Annotated in this window: 16 protein-coding genes; 10 read left to right on the top strand and 6 right to left on the bottom strand. The window is 47.5% G+C overall.

The genetic code is table 11. The annotated features are described in order from the left end of the window. The first annotated feature begins 27 nt into the window (after positions 1-27). The 5 genes from MHI30_RS02590 (at position 28) to MHI30_RS02610 (ending at position 5446) form a co-directional block, all read left to right on the top strand. Positions 28-468: a PTS sugar transporter subunit IIA gene (locus MHI30_RS02590; RefSeq protein WP_020450212.1), complete on the top strand. Its 441-nt coding sequence runs from the start codon at positions 28-30 to the stop codon at positions 466-468. Beyond that, a complete protein-coding gene (locus MHI30_RS02595; protein WP_075753906.1) occupies positions 465-1604 on the top strand; it encodes a mannitol-1-phosphate 5-dehydrogenase in 1140 nt (379 codons plus the stop codon). Before MHI30_RS02590 ends, MHI30_RS02595 begins: the two co-directional genes overlap by 4 nt. A 258-nt stretch (positions 1605-1862) precedes the next feature. Then, complete coding sequence (locus tag MHI30_RS02600; protein ID WP_075753908.1) at positions 1863-3941, top strand: BglG family transcription antiterminator; 2079 nt, start codon at positions 1863-1865, stop codon at positions 3939-3941. Between the two features lie 116 nt (positions 3942-4057). Further along, positions 4058-4927 carry an SDR family oxidoreductase gene (locus tag MHI30_RS02605; protein WP_075753910.1) on the top strand — a complete coding sequence of 290 codons (870 nt, stop codon included), beginning with the start codon at positions 4058-4060 and terminating at the stop codon, positions 4925-4927. Between the two features lie 15 nt (positions 4928-4942). Continuing rightward, positions 4943-5446, top strand: a complete 504-nt coding sequence (locus MHI30_RS02610) for a D-lyxose/D-mannose family sugar isomerase (protein WP_075753912.1) — start codon at positions 4943-4945, stop codon at positions 5444-5446. 16 nt (positions 5447-5462) lie between these two features. On the opposite strand, the gene MHI30_RS02615 is transcribed toward MHI30_RS02610, so the two are convergent. Then, on the bottom strand, positions 5463-5846 hold the full coding sequence (locus tag MHI30_RS02615) for a DUF2283 domain-containing protein (RefSeq protein WP_075753914.1): 384 nt from the start codon (positions 5844-5846) through the stop codon (positions 5463-5465). A gap of 84 nt (positions 5847-5930) precedes the next feature. On the opposite strand from MHI30_RS02615, the gene MHI30_RS02620 reads away from it, so the two are divergent. From MHI30_RS02620 to MHI30_RS02630, 3 genes are all read left to right on the top strand, one after another. Continuing rightward, on the top strand, positions 5931-6353 hold the full coding sequence (locus MHI30_RS02620) for a pyridoxamine 5'-phosphate oxidase family protein (protein ID WP_075753916.1): 423 nt from the start codon (positions 5931-5933) through the stop codon (positions 6351-6353). A 451-nt stretch (positions 6354-6804) separates the two neighbouring features. Further along, positions 6805-7614: a lipid II flippase Amj family protein gene (locus tag MHI30_RS02625; protein WP_075753920.1), complete on the top strand. Its 810-nt coding sequence runs from the start codon at positions 6805-6807 to the stop codon at positions 7612-7614. A gap of 164 nt (positions 7615-7778) precedes the next feature. Next, positions 7779-8720, top strand: a complete 942-nt coding sequence (locus MHI30_RS02630; RefSeq protein ID WP_003179044.1) for an LCP family protein — start codon at positions 7779-7781, stop codon at positions 8718-8720. A gap of 31 nt (positions 8721-8751) precedes the next feature. On the opposite strand, the gene MHI30_RS02635 is transcribed toward MHI30_RS02630, so the two are convergent. Then, positions 8752-9045 carry a DUF3817 domain-containing protein gene (locus tag MHI30_RS02635; protein ID WP_075753922.1) on the bottom strand — a complete coding sequence of 98 codons (294 nt, stop codon included), beginning with the start codon at positions 9043-9045 and terminating at the stop codon, positions 8752-8754. Positions 9046-9129: 84 nt separating this feature from the next. Next, positions 9130-9540, bottom strand: a complete 411-nt coding sequence (locus MHI30_RS02640) for a carboxymuconolactone decarboxylase family protein (protein ID WP_020450223.1) — start codon at positions 9538-9540, stop codon at positions 9130-9132. A gap of 117 nt (positions 9541-9657) precedes the next feature. On the opposite strand from MHI30_RS02640, the gene MHI30_RS02645 reads away from it, so the two are divergent. Both MHI30_RS02645 and MHI30_RS02650 read left to right on the top strand, forming a co-directional pair. Then, positions 9658-10086, top strand: a complete 429-nt coding sequence (locus tag MHI30_RS02645) for an Lrp/AsnC family transcriptional regulator (protein WP_023857895.1) — start codon at positions 9658-9660, stop codon at positions 10084-10086. Positions 10087-10156: 70 nt separating this feature from the next. Continuing rightward, complete coding sequence (locus tag MHI30_RS02650; protein ID WP_142238628.1) at positions 10157-12340, top strand: DNA topoisomerase III; 2184 nt, start codon at positions 10157-10159, stop codon at positions 12338-12340. Positions 12341-12529: 189 nt separating this feature from the next. On the opposite strand, the gene MHI30_RS02655 is transcribed toward MHI30_RS02650, so the two are convergent. From MHI30_RS02655 to MHI30_RS02665, 3 genes are read right to left on the bottom strand one after another with little or no spacing between them, the layout of a single operon-like run. After that, a complete protein-coding gene (locus MHI30_RS02655; RefSeq protein WP_075753926.1) occupies positions 12530-13447 on the bottom strand; it encodes a prephenate dehydrogenase dimerization domain-containing protein in 918 nt (305 codons plus the stop codon). Next, the gene (gene pabB, locus MHI30_RS02660; protein ID WP_075753928.1) at positions 13444-15540 is read right to left on the bottom strand and encodes an aminodeoxychorismate synthase component I; all 2097 of its coding nucleotides are present in this window, start codon (positions 15538-15540) and stop codon (positions 13444-13446) included. The genes MHI30_RS02655 and pabB overlap by 4 nt, the downstream gene beginning before the upstream one ends. Continuing rightward, the gene (locus MHI30_RS02665) at positions 15509-15898 is read right to left on the bottom strand and encodes a chorismate mutase family protein (RefSeq protein ID WP_075753930.1); all 390 of its coding nucleotides are present in this window, start codon (positions 15896-15898) and stop codon (positions 15509-15511) included. The genes pabB and MHI30_RS02665 overlap by 32 nt, the downstream gene beginning before the upstream one ends. Positions 15899-16028 lie beyond the last annotated feature (130 nt).

Genomic DNA, 16028 nt, shown 5'->3' on the forward strand with positions numbered 1-16028 from the left:
ACATGTATGAAAGAGAGTGATTTCCCAATGAAACCAGTACTTGCAAAAGAAAACATTCATCTCAATCAATCTGCCGCAACGCAGGAAGAAGCGATCAGGCTGGCCGGAAAGGCGCTGGTTGACGCCGGCTATGTGACCGCGGATTATATCGAGAAAATGTTGGAGAGGGAAGGCCTCACTTCCACTTACATGGGGAACGCAATTGCTATTCCGCATGGTACGGAAGACAGCAAGCGCGATGTTCTTCATTCCGGAATATCCGTGATCCAGCTTCCGGAAGGTGTTGAATACGGCGATGGCAATATCGCTAAAGTGATTTTTGGCATTGCCGGGAAAAATGATGAGCATTTGGAGATTTTGTCAAAGATTGCGATCGTTTGCTCAGAAGCGGACAATGTCGAACGAATCATCAATGCGAAAAATGAAGACGAGTTAATGGCGGTTTTTGAAGAAGGTGACCAAATATGATTGCACTGCATTTCGGTGCGGGGAACATCGGCCGCGGATTTATCGGAGCCTTGCTCTGCAAATCGGGGTATGATGTTGTGTTCGCCGATGTAAACGATGCCATGATCAAGGAACTGAACGACAAGGGCCGCTATATCGTCGAATTGGCCGATGCCGGAAGGAAGCAGGAAACGATTGGCCCGGTTCGGGCGATCAACAGTGCGACCCAGCTTGACGAATTGTATGATTTGATAGCGAAAGCCGACCTTGTCACCACAGCGGTGGGCCCTGCGGTGCTTAAGCTGATCGCAGAGCCGATTGCAGAAGGTTTGAAGCGCCGGATGAAAATAAATACCCAGCCTTTAAATATCATAGCTTGCGAGAATATGATCGGAGGCAGCGCTCATCTTCGCGAGGAAATTTTTGCCCGCTTAACTGAAACAGAGCGCGCCGCAATCAGCGATTCAGTCGGCTTTCCGAACTCGGCAGTCGACAGAATTGTGCCGATCCAGCATCATGATGATCTGTTGAAAGTAACGGTGGAGCCTTTTTTCGAATGGGCCGTCGATCAAACGGAATTCGCCGGAAAAGTGCCGGATATTGAAGGTGTGACATATGTACCGGATCTCGCGCCATTCATCGAAAGAAAGCTGTTTACGGTCAATACCGGACATGCCATGGCGGCGTATGCCGGCTATAAGAAAGGTTTGAAGACGATAAAAGACGCCATTCATCACCCGGAGGTCCGCCAAACGGTGGCAGGAGCGCTTGAAGAAACAGGCCAGTACCTTGTTCAAACATACGATTTTACACAGGAAGAGCACCGGGCATATATGACAAAAATTATCGGGCGCTTTGAAAATGAATGCCTATCAGACGATGTCACCCGTGTGGCCAGGTCGCCGCTTCGCAAGCTTGGCAGGGATGACCGTCTTGTCGGCCCGGCCAGGAAGCTTTGCGACCTCGGCTTTGAACCTGTCCGCCTTGCAGAAGGTATTGCCTTGGCGCTGCAGTTTGATTGTGCCGATGATCCGGAAGCCGTTCAGCTTCAAAGCATGATCGCTGAAAAAGGCTATGAAGGCGTGCTTCGGGACGTATGCGGACTAAAAGAGGATCATTCTTTATTCAAACTGGTGATCAGCCATTTGAAAGCATAGTTTCAGATAGAATCGGGAAAAGTTCGGCAGCTGGGCGGGGGCTGCCGAAACAGAATGTATGAACAGGGCGGCGCAGATGCAACCTAACCTTGAAACATCAGCTAGGGCTGGTGTTTTTTCACTTCTTGAAGATTTTAATAAAAAATTAATTAGTTCGAATTGAAGATTTCTTAACAGCGTTTTATGATAGGGATACCGTTTCAACCGCCGGACCCCCTTTCACTCCCGCAAAAACGACAACACCGGAGGCGGCGTTTTATGTATATGACAGCAAGGGAACAAAAATTGATGAAATACCTTTTGCATCAAAACCGTTATGTCAAGGTCAATGAAATTGCCGACTATATTGAAGTCAGCACAAGAACGGTCCACCGTGAGCTCAAAGCGGTTAAATCCGTTCTGGACAAGTACAGTCTTCAGCTTGATAAGCAGCCGGGAAAGGGCTTGAAACTGGTCGGTGTCTACAGAGACAAACAGCGGCTTCTTGAAGATCTGTCCCGGGACAGCCATGTCGAATACAGTGCCGATGAACGAAAGCTTTTGATTTTATGCGCGATGATTGAAGCGGGAGAGCCGATCAAGCTTTATACAATCGCCAATGACTTGCAGGTGACGACGGCAACGATCAGCAACGATCTTGACGAGCTGGAGAAGTGGATCGCTCCGTTCGGCCTGTCGCTGATCAGAAAAAGAGGCTACGGCATAGAGCTGAGGGGGCCGGAGGATGCCAAGCGAAAAATCGTCGGAAACTTGATGGCCGACAAACTCGATGTTCAGCAGTTTCTGGAAACGATCGAAATGAATATTAAAGGCAAGAACGAAGCGCCGGAGAAAATATTCGGTGTCGTCAGCAGGGGGAAATTGCTGAAAGCGGAAAAAGTGCTGTTTCAGATGAAAGAAAAGTATGAACTTTCCCTTTCCGACAGTGCATACATCGCTCTCGTCGTCCACTTGACGTTTGCGATCGAGCGGATACAGCTCGGTGAAATGATCAATATGAATGAAGAAGAATTGACGGACCTGAAGCGTACGAAAGAGTTTGAACTTGCGATTGCGCTTGCAAAGGCGCTTGAAGATGCGTTTCACGTGAAGATTCCCGAAGCTGAGGCGGGGTATATTACGATGCATTTAAGAAGTGCCAACAAAAGCTTCAAAATCGACTACAGAGCGGAAGATATCGAGCTGGATACCGCGCTCAGGACGAAAAAGCTGATCGATTTCATCTCGCAAAAAACGGGCACGAATTTAACAGGCAACCATTCGCTTTATGAAGGATTAATCGCCCACCTTGAACCGGCGATCATCCGGATCAAAGAAAAGATGTCGGTGCATAATCCGTTAACAGAACAGGTCAAAAAAGATTATTTTCTCTTATATATGGCCATAGAGGAGGGCGTCGAAACATTTTTTCCGGAAATCCGGTTTCCAGATGAAGAAATTGCTTTTATCGTCCTTCACTTTGGATCGGCGCTTGAGATGAGCAAACAAAAAGTAGACATCAGCGCGCTCGTGATTTGTTCGAGCGGAATCGGTTCATCAAAGATGCTGGCCTCGCGGCTGAAAAAAGAGCTTCCTGAAATCGCTTCCTTTGAGATATCCTCTCTGATGGAGCTGAAATCGAAAAATACCGGCGCCTATGACATCATCGTTTCAACCGTGCCGATCCCATATGAAAACATTGACTGCGTCACCGTCAGTCCGCTCCTTGACACAGAAGATGTGAAACAGATCAAACACCAGCTCACCCGGAAAATCCCGCTCATCCTTCGGAAAAAGCGGATGGCTCCCAAAAAACCGGAGCCGTTTCCCGATATGCTTCAAATTGCGCGGAAAATCGGCCATTACGCAGCCGGCATTCAACATTTACTGAGCCATTTTACAGTTGAAACGCTGGAAGCTGAATCAAGCCTGGAACATACGGTCAAACGCATTTGCAGCACCCTTGAAGATCAAGGTCTGGTTACAGATGCAGGGCAGATGGCCGGCGGGCTGATGACAAGAGAAGCACAGGGGGGCCTCGGCATTCCCGGAACCACCTTCGCACTGTTCCATTTAAAAAGCGAAGCGGCCACGATTCCCCTCTTTAAAGCTTATGATCTGTCCAAACCGTTCGAGATCAAAGGGATGGACGGAAGCGCCATGAAGATGACGCGGATGCTCATCATGCTGGCGCCGGCCGATCTGTCTCCGGAAGGTTCTGAGATTTTGAGCTTGATCAGCTCTTCGATGATTGAAAGTGACGAAAGTATAAAAGCGTACCAGACCGGAGACCGCGAGCAGCTGTACGGCAGGCTGAACGTGTTGTTTCACCGGTTTATACAGGATAAAGAGTGGTAAAAGCCAAGCCCCGGTCACCCCGGGGCTTTCTTCATTTTTCGCGCACACGGTCATGTTTAAACAAAAATTTCTCCGGTTAAAAGTCTAGTAACATCAGCTAAAGGGAGGAATCACAAATGGATTTGCGCAATCAGCAGACAAACGGACAGCCGGCACAGACGCAAGACCGTCAGCCCGGCATCGAAAGCGTCATGAACCCGCGTCCGATCTATGAAGATGAAAATGACAAAGGGACGGATAAACTGAAAGGAAAGGTCGCGCTGATTACAGGAGGCGACAGCGGAATCGGCAGGGCAGTTGCCGTTGCCTATGCTAAAGAAGGCGCGGATATCTCGATTGTCTACTTAAATGAACACGAGGACGCTCAGGAGACGAAAGCGCGGGTTGAAAAAGAAGGCGTCAAATGCCTGCTGCTTCCCGGAGACGTCAGAGACGAAGCATTTTGCAATGACGCGGTTGAACAAACTGTAAAGGAGCTGGGCCGTCTTGATATTCTTGTCAATAATGCGGCCGAACAGCATCCTAAAGACAGCATTAAAGAGATTTCCAGTGAACAGCTTGAGAAAACATTTAAAACAAATTTCTTCTCTTATTTCTACTTTACAAAAAAAGCGATCGATTATTTGGAGCCGGGCAGTGCGATCATCAATACAACATCGATCAACCCTTACCGGGGCAATCCGCAGCTGATTGACTACACGGCAACAAAAGGTGCGATCAATGCGTTTACAAGGTCGATGTCACAGGCGCTCGTCAAAGACGGCATCCGCGTCAATGCCGTTGCACCCGGACCGATTTGGACGCCGCTGATCCCATCCACATTTTCAGGGGAGGAAGTGGCGAAGTTCGGTACAGATACCCCGATGGGCCGTCCGGGTCAGCCGGTGGACCATGTGGGCTGCTATGTGCTTTTAGCATCTGACGATTCTTCGTATATGACAGGGCAGACCCTCCACGTCAACGGCGGAGACTTTATCACGACATAAAAGGGGGGAGCTCGTGTGAAGGTGACAAAGGAGGATGTAATCGAATACTACGAAAAAGCGGGCATCGCGCTGAGCGACGATGATAAAGAAAACATCCAAATCATGGACTACGGATTAAATAAGCTGAATAAGCTGGGGCTCCAGCTGTTCGTCTATGTCAACACAAACCGCTACTGCGCCAAAGAGCTTGTATTATTCCCTGAACAAACATGCCCCGAACACCGGCATCCTCCCGTAGACGGGCAGGAAGGGAAGGAAGAGACATTCAGGTGCAGATACGGAAAAGTGTATTTGTATGTAGAAGGAGAAAAAACGGAAGTCCCGGCCGTTCTGCCGCCGCACGAGGATATCGAGCATTTCACCGTTTGGCACGAAATTCAGCTCACACCCGGCGAACAGTACACGATTCCGCCGGATACGAAACATTGGTTCAAAGCGGGGAGTGAGGGTGCTGTGGTTACGGAGTTTTCTTCAACAAGCACCGATGATCACGATGTGTTCACAGACCCGAGAATTTAGCGAATGGGAGCCGATCTCATTCGCTTTTTTCCGTTCGATCAAGCACATCAAAGCCGATAAAGCGCTGTCCGTCATAATCGGCAAAATAAAATTGAACACCGTTCACACAAAGTGTTTTGACCGCTTCCTGTGCCGTCGGTCGAAATCGCTGAACGCGGGCGCCGTTTAGGAAAGCCGGTTCAAGTTTGTGTTTTCTGCCGGTGAGCGTTCCAAGCCGCGCTATTTCCGGAGCCGCTTTCCCCGGAAATTCGACACCGATAATCCGCTGATGGCGGTCAAAGTCTGCAGCCAAAGCCGTATTGCCGATATCATCTGTTGCTGCGGCAGATCCGGCACGGTTTTCCGTCAAAGCAATGTAGCCCATATCAGCCTCCGCATCAAACGATATGAAAATATTCACGTCAAAAACCTCCTTTCAATTGTTTAATATACAAAACATTGTGGAAAAGTAACAGTGGAGACGATACAAAGGAGGGAACTCAAAATGGATCAGCAGCAATTGAAGAACAAGGTGCTCGACATTCTCGATCATCATAAAATCGGTTCGCTTGCAACGGTCGAAAGCGGCAAGCCTCATTCCCGCTACATGACCTTTTTCCACGACGGGCTGACGCTTTATACACCGACAAGCGATGAGACGCACAAGGCGGAAGAAATTGATAACAATCCGAACGTCCATGTGCTGTTGGGTTATAACGGTGAAGGATTAGGCGATGCATACCTTGAAATCACAGGTACGGCAAAGCTCAACCATTCTCAAGATTTAAAGGACAAAATCTGGGATGAAAGGCTTGAGCGATGGTTTGACGGAAAGGACGATCCGAACTTAACCGTGCTTGAGATCGAGCCTTCGGAAATCAGACTGATGAATGAAGGCGAAAGCACCCCGGTCACGCTTGACCTGTAGCGCTGTGCTCAATCAGTTTGTCATGAAGGACGAACTGTAGTATAATAAAAAATAGGAACACGCAAAAGAGCAAATAAATGGAAAGTAGACTTCTTTTTTCTTTCTTAGAAGATACTGATTTCTTCCTCTGACCCGCCCCTAACAGGATAGAGGGAAAAAAGACTTTTTGTTTCACAATTCACACTGGCGCGGCTTCGGAGCCGCAAGGACGAATGAGAGGTAGGGCTTTCGTTGTCTTGTATCAGAAATTCCATGGTGTTTACTTTCAACTCGGAACGATAGATGCTGATCTTTTACGAAATTCAAATGACCGCCTTTGGCAGCGGATAGATTTATTTGCTCGAATAAATATGATAATTGAGACCGCTTCGGCTTTTGCCGGGGCGGTTTTTGATTTGCCGAAACGTTTGCGTTTTGAAAACAGTCTTACCTATAGACTGGAGGAAGAGAAATGGACTTTTTAACATCTAAGGTACTATTGATTTTTTGTTTTCTGTTGCTGATCCATTCCATCGAAACGCTCGCATATGCCGCCCGTCTGTCAGGCGCGAGAGTCGGATTTATCGCATCAGCGCTGTCATTATTTAATGTGATGGTCATCGTCTCAAGAATGTCAAACATGGTTCAGCAGCCTGTGACGGGGAAGCTTGTCGATGTTGCGGGTGCGGACGCACTTTCCCTCGTCGGCAGCCAATTTCGGTTTTTAATCTTTGGTTCAACTGTCGGCACCATTTTCGGAATGCTGCTTCTGCCGACGTTCGTCGCCGTATTTTCGAGAGCGATTGTTCATTTGGCAGGGGAAAACGGCTCCGTTTTGCAAGTGTTTCGCAAGGCGTTCTCAAAAAATATCTTCAAGCATGCCAAGCATTATTCGAGAAGACCGAGCCTGGAATATGTGAAAGACTTTCGGTTCCGCTATATACCGAAGCGGCTGTTTGTCTTGAACATGGCCATCACGGCGATTTATACAATCGGTGTTCTTGCCGCTCTTTATGCGGGTGTCCTCGTGCCCGAAAGGCATACGACCGCGGTGATGGCTTCAGGCCTTGTCAACGGGGTTGCAACGATGCTGCTGGCGCTGTTTGTCGATCCGAAGGTGTCGGTACTTGCAGATGATGTAGCAAAAGGGAAGCGGAGCTATACTTATTTGAAATGGGCTTCGATCACGATGGCAACATCGAGGGTGGCCGGGACGATTTTTGCCCAAGTTCTGTTTATCCCGGCTTCTTACTATATCGCATGGATGACGAAGTGGATGTAGTCGTTTTTTGACGAAAAGAACAAAATTCGATCATTTTTCTTTCATAATGAAACAAATGAAAACAAAAGGTTATCTTTTTCGACACGATTAGACGGCTTGATCTTTCTTTTATTAATTGCCCGCTGTTTGATCCTGTGATAGTCTTATGTGTGGCGGTGATAAAAGTGGAGAGGGTTAGAGTAAGAGTAAGAAAACCGAAAAGAAAAAGGCGAAAAATCATAAAGCGCCTGTTTACATTAACGTTGCTGGTTATCATAGCAGCAGCGGGTTATACCTACTTTGAATACAAAAAAGGCTTATCCGAATCTGACGGAGATTTTAAAGAAGACGGTCAGTTTGAATTTAACGGGGAAGGCTCTGATCTTGATGAAGTGAACATCCTCGTACTGGGGATCGATTCAAGAGGGGAAGACCATTCAAGGTCTGACTCGATGATGGTGATCCATTATAATAAAAAGCAGAAACAGCCTAAATTGATATCGATTATGCGGGACAGCTATGTCGACATACCGGGATATGACAAGCAAAAAGTCAACGCGGCTTATGCATACGGAGGCCCGGAACTCGTCAGAAAAACATTAAAAGAATCCTTTGATTTGGACATTAACTATTACGCCGTCATCGATTTTAAAGGTTTTGCCAAAATCGTGGATGCGGTGGCGCCTGACGGGATCGAAGTCGACGTTCCGAAAAAAATGTCGTACGGAATCGGCATGACACTGCAGCCGGGAAAACAAGTTCTTCACGGTGAAAGACTGCTGGGCTATGTCCGGTTCAGGCATGACAGAGAAAGCGATTTTGGACGGGTCAGAAGACAGCAGGAAGTCTTTTCAAAACTTCAAAAAGAAGCGGTGAGCATCGGGAATATCGCCCAGCTTCCGAAGCTTTGGGGGCTCGTCGATCCGTATATTGAAACAAACATACCGAACGGCGTCATATTGTCCGTCGGCAAAGACTTTTTACTCGGAAGCGTAAAAGAAACCAAAAGCTTCAGGCTCCCGGTTGACGGATCATTCACGAACAAAGACGATCCAAAATACGGGGCGGTCCTCGATTTAGACCTTGAACAAAACAAGGAAGAGCTGAAACGCTTTTTAAATGAGTGATCAAAAAATCCGCCGGAAAACCCGGCGGATTTTACTGATCATATTTTTTTAGTCCCCGGTCATAAAGGAAATTGCCGAACGGAACAAATGCGGCCACAAGACCGGCAGCCGGCCATTTCACAGACCACCTCAGCACAAAAGTCGCATACAACAGAACAAACAAATACAAAATAAACAATCCGCCGTGAAGCGATCCGACAATCGTAACGGCCATCGGATAATCCGCCCAATATTTAAGCGGCATGGCGATAAACAGCAGGACTAAAAGCGACATGCCTTCAATAAAACCCATCAACCGAAGGCGGCCAATCGGCGTTTGCAGCATAGTATACCTCCTGTGGAGTGATAGTCTACCTTTATACTATAAACCAAAAGGGGACAAATATGACAGGTTTTTTCTCCGTTGGATTTATGCGTCTGCCGGAAGCTTCATTAAAGCGCCGAAGTATTGCTGGGCAGTCGTAAAACAAATAAATGCGGTCAATTCCGTTATTTCTTCTTCTGAAAACACTTCTTTTAAAACATCAAACTGCCTGTCTGACACGCGCTCCCTCTGCGCCAAAAAGACCTCTGCAAACCCCATTGCAAAGCTCGTTTTCTGCTGATTCGGGATCTCGGGTTTCCCCTTTGCCTTGCAATATTCGCATCCGTTTCCCTGAGCCAGCACGCGGCGCACCTGCTCCTTTAGTTCCTTTGATAAAAAGCCGTCTCCTGACAGCTCCTCAGCTAAAGCCGTCCAGTTTGACATCAGGCTTTCGGAGTGTCCGAGCAGCCGCTGAAACGGCGTCTCTCCTCTGTCTGAAAAATTGATTCTTGTCATATGATGATCACCTCTTCATAATCATATATAAGCAGAAGTGAAAAATGAATTTCGAACGAAAGAATTTTCATGATAATATTAAAATGATGAAATAGAATGAAGGGAATAAAGTTACATATGAAAATTGATGACCTCGATTTTAAAATCATAGCCGAATTAAAGAAAGACAGCCGTTTATCGATGCGGGAGCTGGGCAGGAAGATCAGCCTTTCCGCGCCGTCTGTGACCGAAAGAGTCAGGCGGCTCGAATCGTTCGGCGTCATTAAAAAATATACGCTGGACATCGATTACCAAAAGGTCGGTCTTCCCGTATCCTGCATCATTGAAGCAACGGTGAAAAACGGGGAATACGAAAGGTTTAAAGCGTATATCGAACGCCTCCCGAACATTGAATTCTGCTACCGGATCGCGGGAGCCGCCTGCTACATGCTGAAGATCAATGCAGAGAGCCTGGCGCAGATCGAAGCGTTTATCAATGAAACATCACCATATGCCCAAACCGTGACACACGTCATTTTTTCTGAAATTGAAATAAAGGAATCGTGAACATTAGAGATGCCTCTGTATCATCTGTTATAATAAAAGGATGCATGAACAAGAAAGTGATGTGATGGACTTGTCTAAAACAGTCGTTTTAGCAGAAAAACCTTCAGTCGGCCGTGACTTGGCCCGCGTGCTGAAGTGTCATAAAAAAGGAAACGGATATCTTGAAGGCGACCGCTATATCGTGACATGGGCGCTCGGCCATCTGGTCACATTGGCGGACCCTGAAGGATACGGAAAGGAATTCCAGTCTTGGCGGCTTGAAGATCTGCCGATCATCCCCGAGCCTTTAAAGCTCGTCGTCATTAAAAAGACCGGAAAGCAGTTTCAGGCGGTTAAATCGCAGCTGATCAGAAAAGACGTCAAAGACATCGTTATTGCAACCGATGCCGGCCGGGAAGGCGAGCTTGTCGCCCGCTGGATCATCGAAAAAGCAAAGGTCACGAAGCCATTGAAGCGACTGTGGATTTCATCGGTCACAGACAAAGCGATCAAAGACGGATTTAAAAACTTAAAGAACGGCAAAGACTTTGAAAACCTTTACCATTCAGCCGTAGCTCGAGCTGAAGCCGATTGGATCGTCGGCATCAACGCGACGAGGGCGCTGACAACGAAATTCAACGCCCAGCTTTCCTGCGGACGCGTACAGACGCCGACATTGGCGATGATCGCGAAAAGAGAGGAAGATATCAAGAACTTTCAACCCGTCCCTTATTTCGGCTTGCGTGCAGCGGTTGACGGTATGACGCTGACATGGCAGGACAAGAAGACAAAGCAGACCCGCACTTTCAACGCGTCTGTGACGTCACAGCTTGCAGGAGCGCTGCAAGGCAAACCGGCCGCCATTGTCGACTTGAAAAAAACGGCGAAAAAAAGCTTTGCCCCCGGTCTTTATGATCTGACCGAGCTGCAGAGGGACGCCCATAAACGCTTCGGATTTTCCGCAAAAGAAACGCTGTCCGTTTTACAGAAGCTCTATGAGCAGCACAAGCTCGTCACCTATCCGCGGACGGACTCAAGATTTCTTTCCAATGATATCGTCCCTACGCTGAAAGACCGTTTGGAAGGCATGCAGGTGAAGCCTTATGCTCAGCATGTGACCCGGATCTTAAAGCGTGGCGTTAAAGCCAATAAAAGCTTTGTCAACGATGCGAAAGTGTCTGATCACCACGCGATTATTCCGACGGAAGAGCCGCTTGCGCTCGGCGCGTTAAGCGAAAAGGAAAGAAAGCTTTACGATTTGATCGCGAAGCGCTTCCTCGCCGTTTTAATGCCGCCGTTTGAATATGAAGAAACTAAAGTGTTTGCCGAAATCGGCGGAGAAACCTTTACGGCAAAAGGGAAAACCGTTCAGTCGCAAGGCTGGAAAGCGGTGTACGATTTCGCAGATGAAGATGATGACGAGGAAGAAAAGGATCAAACCCTGCCAAAACTCGCAAAAGGCGACACGCTGTCCGTCCGGTCTTTGACAGAGACGAAGGGTGAAACAAAACCGCCGGCGCGGTTTAATGAAGGAACATTGCTGTCTGCGATGGAGAATCCGGCCGCATTTATGCAGGGAGAAGAAAAAAACCTTGTGAAAACTCTCGGAGAGACGGGTGGACTCGGGACGGTGGCAACACGCGCCGACATTATCGAAAAGCTGTTCAACACGTTCCTGATCGAGAAAAAAGGAAAAGATATCTATATCACCTCAAAAGGAAAACAGCTCCTTGAGCTTGTTCCGTCAGATTTAAAATCTCCTGCCCTCACCGCCGAATGGGAGCAGAAGCTGTCAGGCATTGCGAAAGGAAAACTGAAATCCTCCGCCTTCATCAAAGAAATGAAGGAGTACGCAAAGCAGACGATCAGAGAAATCAAAAGCAGCAATCAAACGTTTAAGCACGACAATATCACAGGAACCCATTGCCCTGATTGCGGAAAACTGATGCTGAAAGTAAACGGCAAACGCGGCACAATGCTCGTCTGCCAGGACAGGGAGTGCGGCCACCGCAAAACAGTCGCCAAACAGACGAACGCCCGCTGCCCGAACTGCCATAAGCGAATGGAACTGCGCGGACACGGAGAAGGCCAGACATTCGCCTGCGTCTGCGGCCACAGAGAAAAGCTCTCCGTATTCGAAAAGCGCAGGGCAAAAGACAAAAATTCAAAAGCATCAAAACGCGATGTACACTCCTACATGAAAAAGCAAAACAAGGATGAGCCGATCAACAACGCGCTCGCCGAACAGCTGAAGAAGCTGAAGCTTGATCAATAATCATCAGACAGCCTGCCGGAAACGGCAGGCTGTTTTAATGTGACCAAATATCACCAAAACTAGCTGTTATGAAGAAGAACTTGTCAGTGAAAAGTCGCGAATCTACACGACATTTTCATACTTCTATTTGTCCCGGAAAGCTGTTCCCTGTTCAAAGGAATCAGTTGTTTTTAAAATCCTTGATTCTACTCAATTAACCGGGTGGTTGGTTTGGCTGTGCTTTCCCTCCTTTGGTGCGATTGGACCTTCAAAGATACTAGTACAGAGATCTTGATAATGGGCTATTTCAGATCCAAATACCTCTCGGGATTTACGCAGCAGTTCGATGAATAAGGACTTATCACTCACCGATTCATTCAACGATCCAACTGCTTCAGCCAGTGCAGCACGCGCCGCCATTGCTTGGTGGTTCACGGATTGGACGTCCCAATACACATCCGGTGTTCCAGAACTAATCCGTGCCAGTAGCGCAAGCATAGTTGCATGCGGAGGGGGTGCAAGAGAACTAAGTTTTGCAATGTCAACATCTAATTCTGCGAGCGCCAATCCAAAGGTGAGTACCGCTGAATGAGTGAGTGCCTGCATAGCCGCGGCCAATTGATCATGCTCCTCAGCTTCTAATAGCACAGGACGACCTTTCCAATCTAAAATCATCTGAATCAAACGATTTCCTTTAGGCCCATCGTTTTGAACGATGACAGCTACCGGTCTACCCGCGATACTAAGACTGGGAGCAAACATAGGGTTAAGACCTATGCTTTCGAAAGGCAAACCCAAAGCGTGTATTTTTTTAAATATGGGTGACTGGACAGAAAGAGTGTGCGCCAAGAGAGAATCAGGCTTCATTAACGACCCGACAACTTTTACTGCATGAAGAGCCGCGGTCTCTGGTAAAGCGAGCATCACCATGTCCGCCTTTTGGATCATATCTTTGGCCTGTGGAGTCGGAACAGTGATGTCACACTTCTTGAATTGTCGACGAACGGAAGGAGGATTTATATCGATAATACATACTTCAACACCAGATCTTTCAAGGAGGTCTGCAAACATCCCGCCAACGCCGCCGGCTCCCCCCGCAATCACACACTGCCTTATTTCCTGACTCATCTTGAACCTCCCACTGCAGAGACTTCCGCTGCTGCGATAGCTGAGACCATAGCTCGCGCTTTAACCTGAGTTTCTTCGAACTCTTCTTCTGGATCTGACAATGCTACGATCGCTCCTCCGACACCAAAAGTCGCCTTGTCATCGGTCACAACAACTGTACGAATAACAATACTAAGATCCGCAGCGCCACTCAGTCCGAACCAGCCGAGGCTGCCCGAGTAGACACCGCGGGGGCCATCCTCGAGGCGGTCTATAATTTCCATCGTCCGAATTTTCGGAGCACCGGTCATAGAACCGCCTGGAAAAGCAGCACGGACGCAATCAACCGTTGATTTGTCCGGACGTATAGTGCCGCGAATCGTCGAGATCAACTGGTGGACTGGTGCATATGTTTCTACATCGAACAGCTTAGGGACATGAACAGATCCTATTTCACAAACAGTGTTAAGGTCATTTCTGACTAAGTCAACGATCATTAAGTTCTCTGCGAGATCTTTTTCATCATTTAGTAACTCATTTCGTAATTGAAGATCTTCAGCAGAAGTCCTGCCTCTCATACGAGTACCCTTGATCGGTTTGGACTCAACGATACGATCAGCACTGATTGAGAGGAACCGTTCCGGAGAGGCACTTAGTACTGCCGCATCCGCAAAGTTTAAAAATGCCCCATAGGGAACCGGACTGATTCTTCGCAGGTGCGTATACGTAATCCAAGGATCTATAGGGGTATAAACAGTTGCGGAATTAGTCAAGCATATCTCATAGGATTCACCATTGCGGATTTCTTCTAAGCAATTGTTGATCAGTTGAAGATAAGAAGGCCGGTTATGCCGAAACTCGATTGGGATATTGTGGTCTGGCACGGATGTAAGTACTGAATCCTTGTCCGAATCGTTTGCTGCAGCAGGAATGTCATCCAAGATTCGCTCTGCAGCATTTAGCCAGTTGAGTGCTTGCTTATTCTCATCCCCAGTCGAAAGACACAACAGATAGGCTTCCTGTTCAAGATGATCAAAAACAAGCATGCGGTCTGCGAAAAGCAAGGCCGCATCAGGGATCTCAGATTGATACCGGCTGCTCCCGCAAGTTTCAGCTTTTAGCTCATAGCCAATGTAACCCACATAGCCGAGATTGAAGTCAAAGGGAAGGCCTTCCGGAGCAGATGTTGCCCGACGGCGGATTTGCTCATCAAGATAATCATAAAATGACTGTTGAATGAACTGAGTCTCTTGACCCGAACGTTGTACTTTTACAACACCCTCTGCTACGCTATACGTAATATATTCAGCATTCTCCCCGGTACCATCGCCGAGATATGAAAATCGCGACAAGCCTTCGATGACACTGCTGCTGTCAAGCCAGAATCCATGAGGTGCATCAGCAAATAGTGCCTGGTAACTTGACTGAGCGTCAGGAAATCCCGATAATTTTCGAAAATGGATCCGGTAGAAATCGCTTTTAGAATGAGAAGGCTCCTTTAATTTGGGAGACGGTCTTGATCGTCCAGTGCGCTTCGGAGTCAGGTCTCGAAAGTTGGCAAGCAACTCATGACCATAATGACTGCAGATTGACTCGGGGTGGAATTGCACACCCCAAATCGGCAGATTGCGGTGTCGAAGCCCCATAATCAAACCATCTTTAGTCCACGCTATCGCTTCCACACCATCACCCAGATCAGTAACGACAAGGGAGTGATAGCGTACGACAGAGAACTCAGGAGGAAGCCCGTCAAAGATATCAACCCCTGAATGGTGAATGACTGATGTTCGTCCATGCATGGGCTCAGAAGCGTGGTTCACCTTCCCGCCAAATAAATGAGCTATGCCTTGATGTCCAAGACAGACTCCGAGAACTGGCAGCTTAGCTTCTTGAATAACAGTTGCATTAATACCAAAGTCCTCAACCCGTTCCGGTCGACCGGGGCCTGGGGAGATCACGATGTTGTCAATCTCATCAATCGGCACTTGTGACCAGTCTACATCATTACGGACAACTATTGGCGGTCGGCCATTTACTTCGCCGATCAATTGATAGAGGTTGTAAGTAAATGAATCATAGTTGTCAATTAGAAGTGTTTGTATCCCTGCCCCCATTAAACAATTCCTCCCTTTTTCCTTTTTGGCCGGCCAGGCTTGAAGAAATGTCCTGTCTGCGATTTTCTGAATTGTCAATTACGATATCCTCAACCCTGCACGTTTCAGAAATAATGAGCTCATAAAGGTTACGCAAAAACTCTTGACTTAAACCATTCTCGTCAGCGTATCGAGCTGCCCGTTCCTGGACAAAGTTAATTCGGTGCGGCTGCATCATCGGAATATTATACTCGCGTTTGTACAATCCAATCCTAATGCAGCATTCTAAACGTTCTTTCAATGTATCCAACAGTTGTTCATCAATACGATCAAGTTTTACACGCAGGCCCTCAAGCCCCTTTTCAATTTCTGATAACATGTAAATTTCCTCCAATTCTAAATTCTTTTGATAAAAGAGAGGGACTTTACCTATTGACGATCCGTGTATCCTCTTTCCGCCGAAAACTTAGACAATTAAGGGTTATTAAGGATAAGACTCATAAGATAAG

The organism is Bacillus sp. FSL L8-0528 (assembly GCF_038593085.1).
GTDB lineage: Bacteria > Bacillota > Bacilli > Bacillales > Bacillaceae > Bacillus > Bacillus paralicheniformis.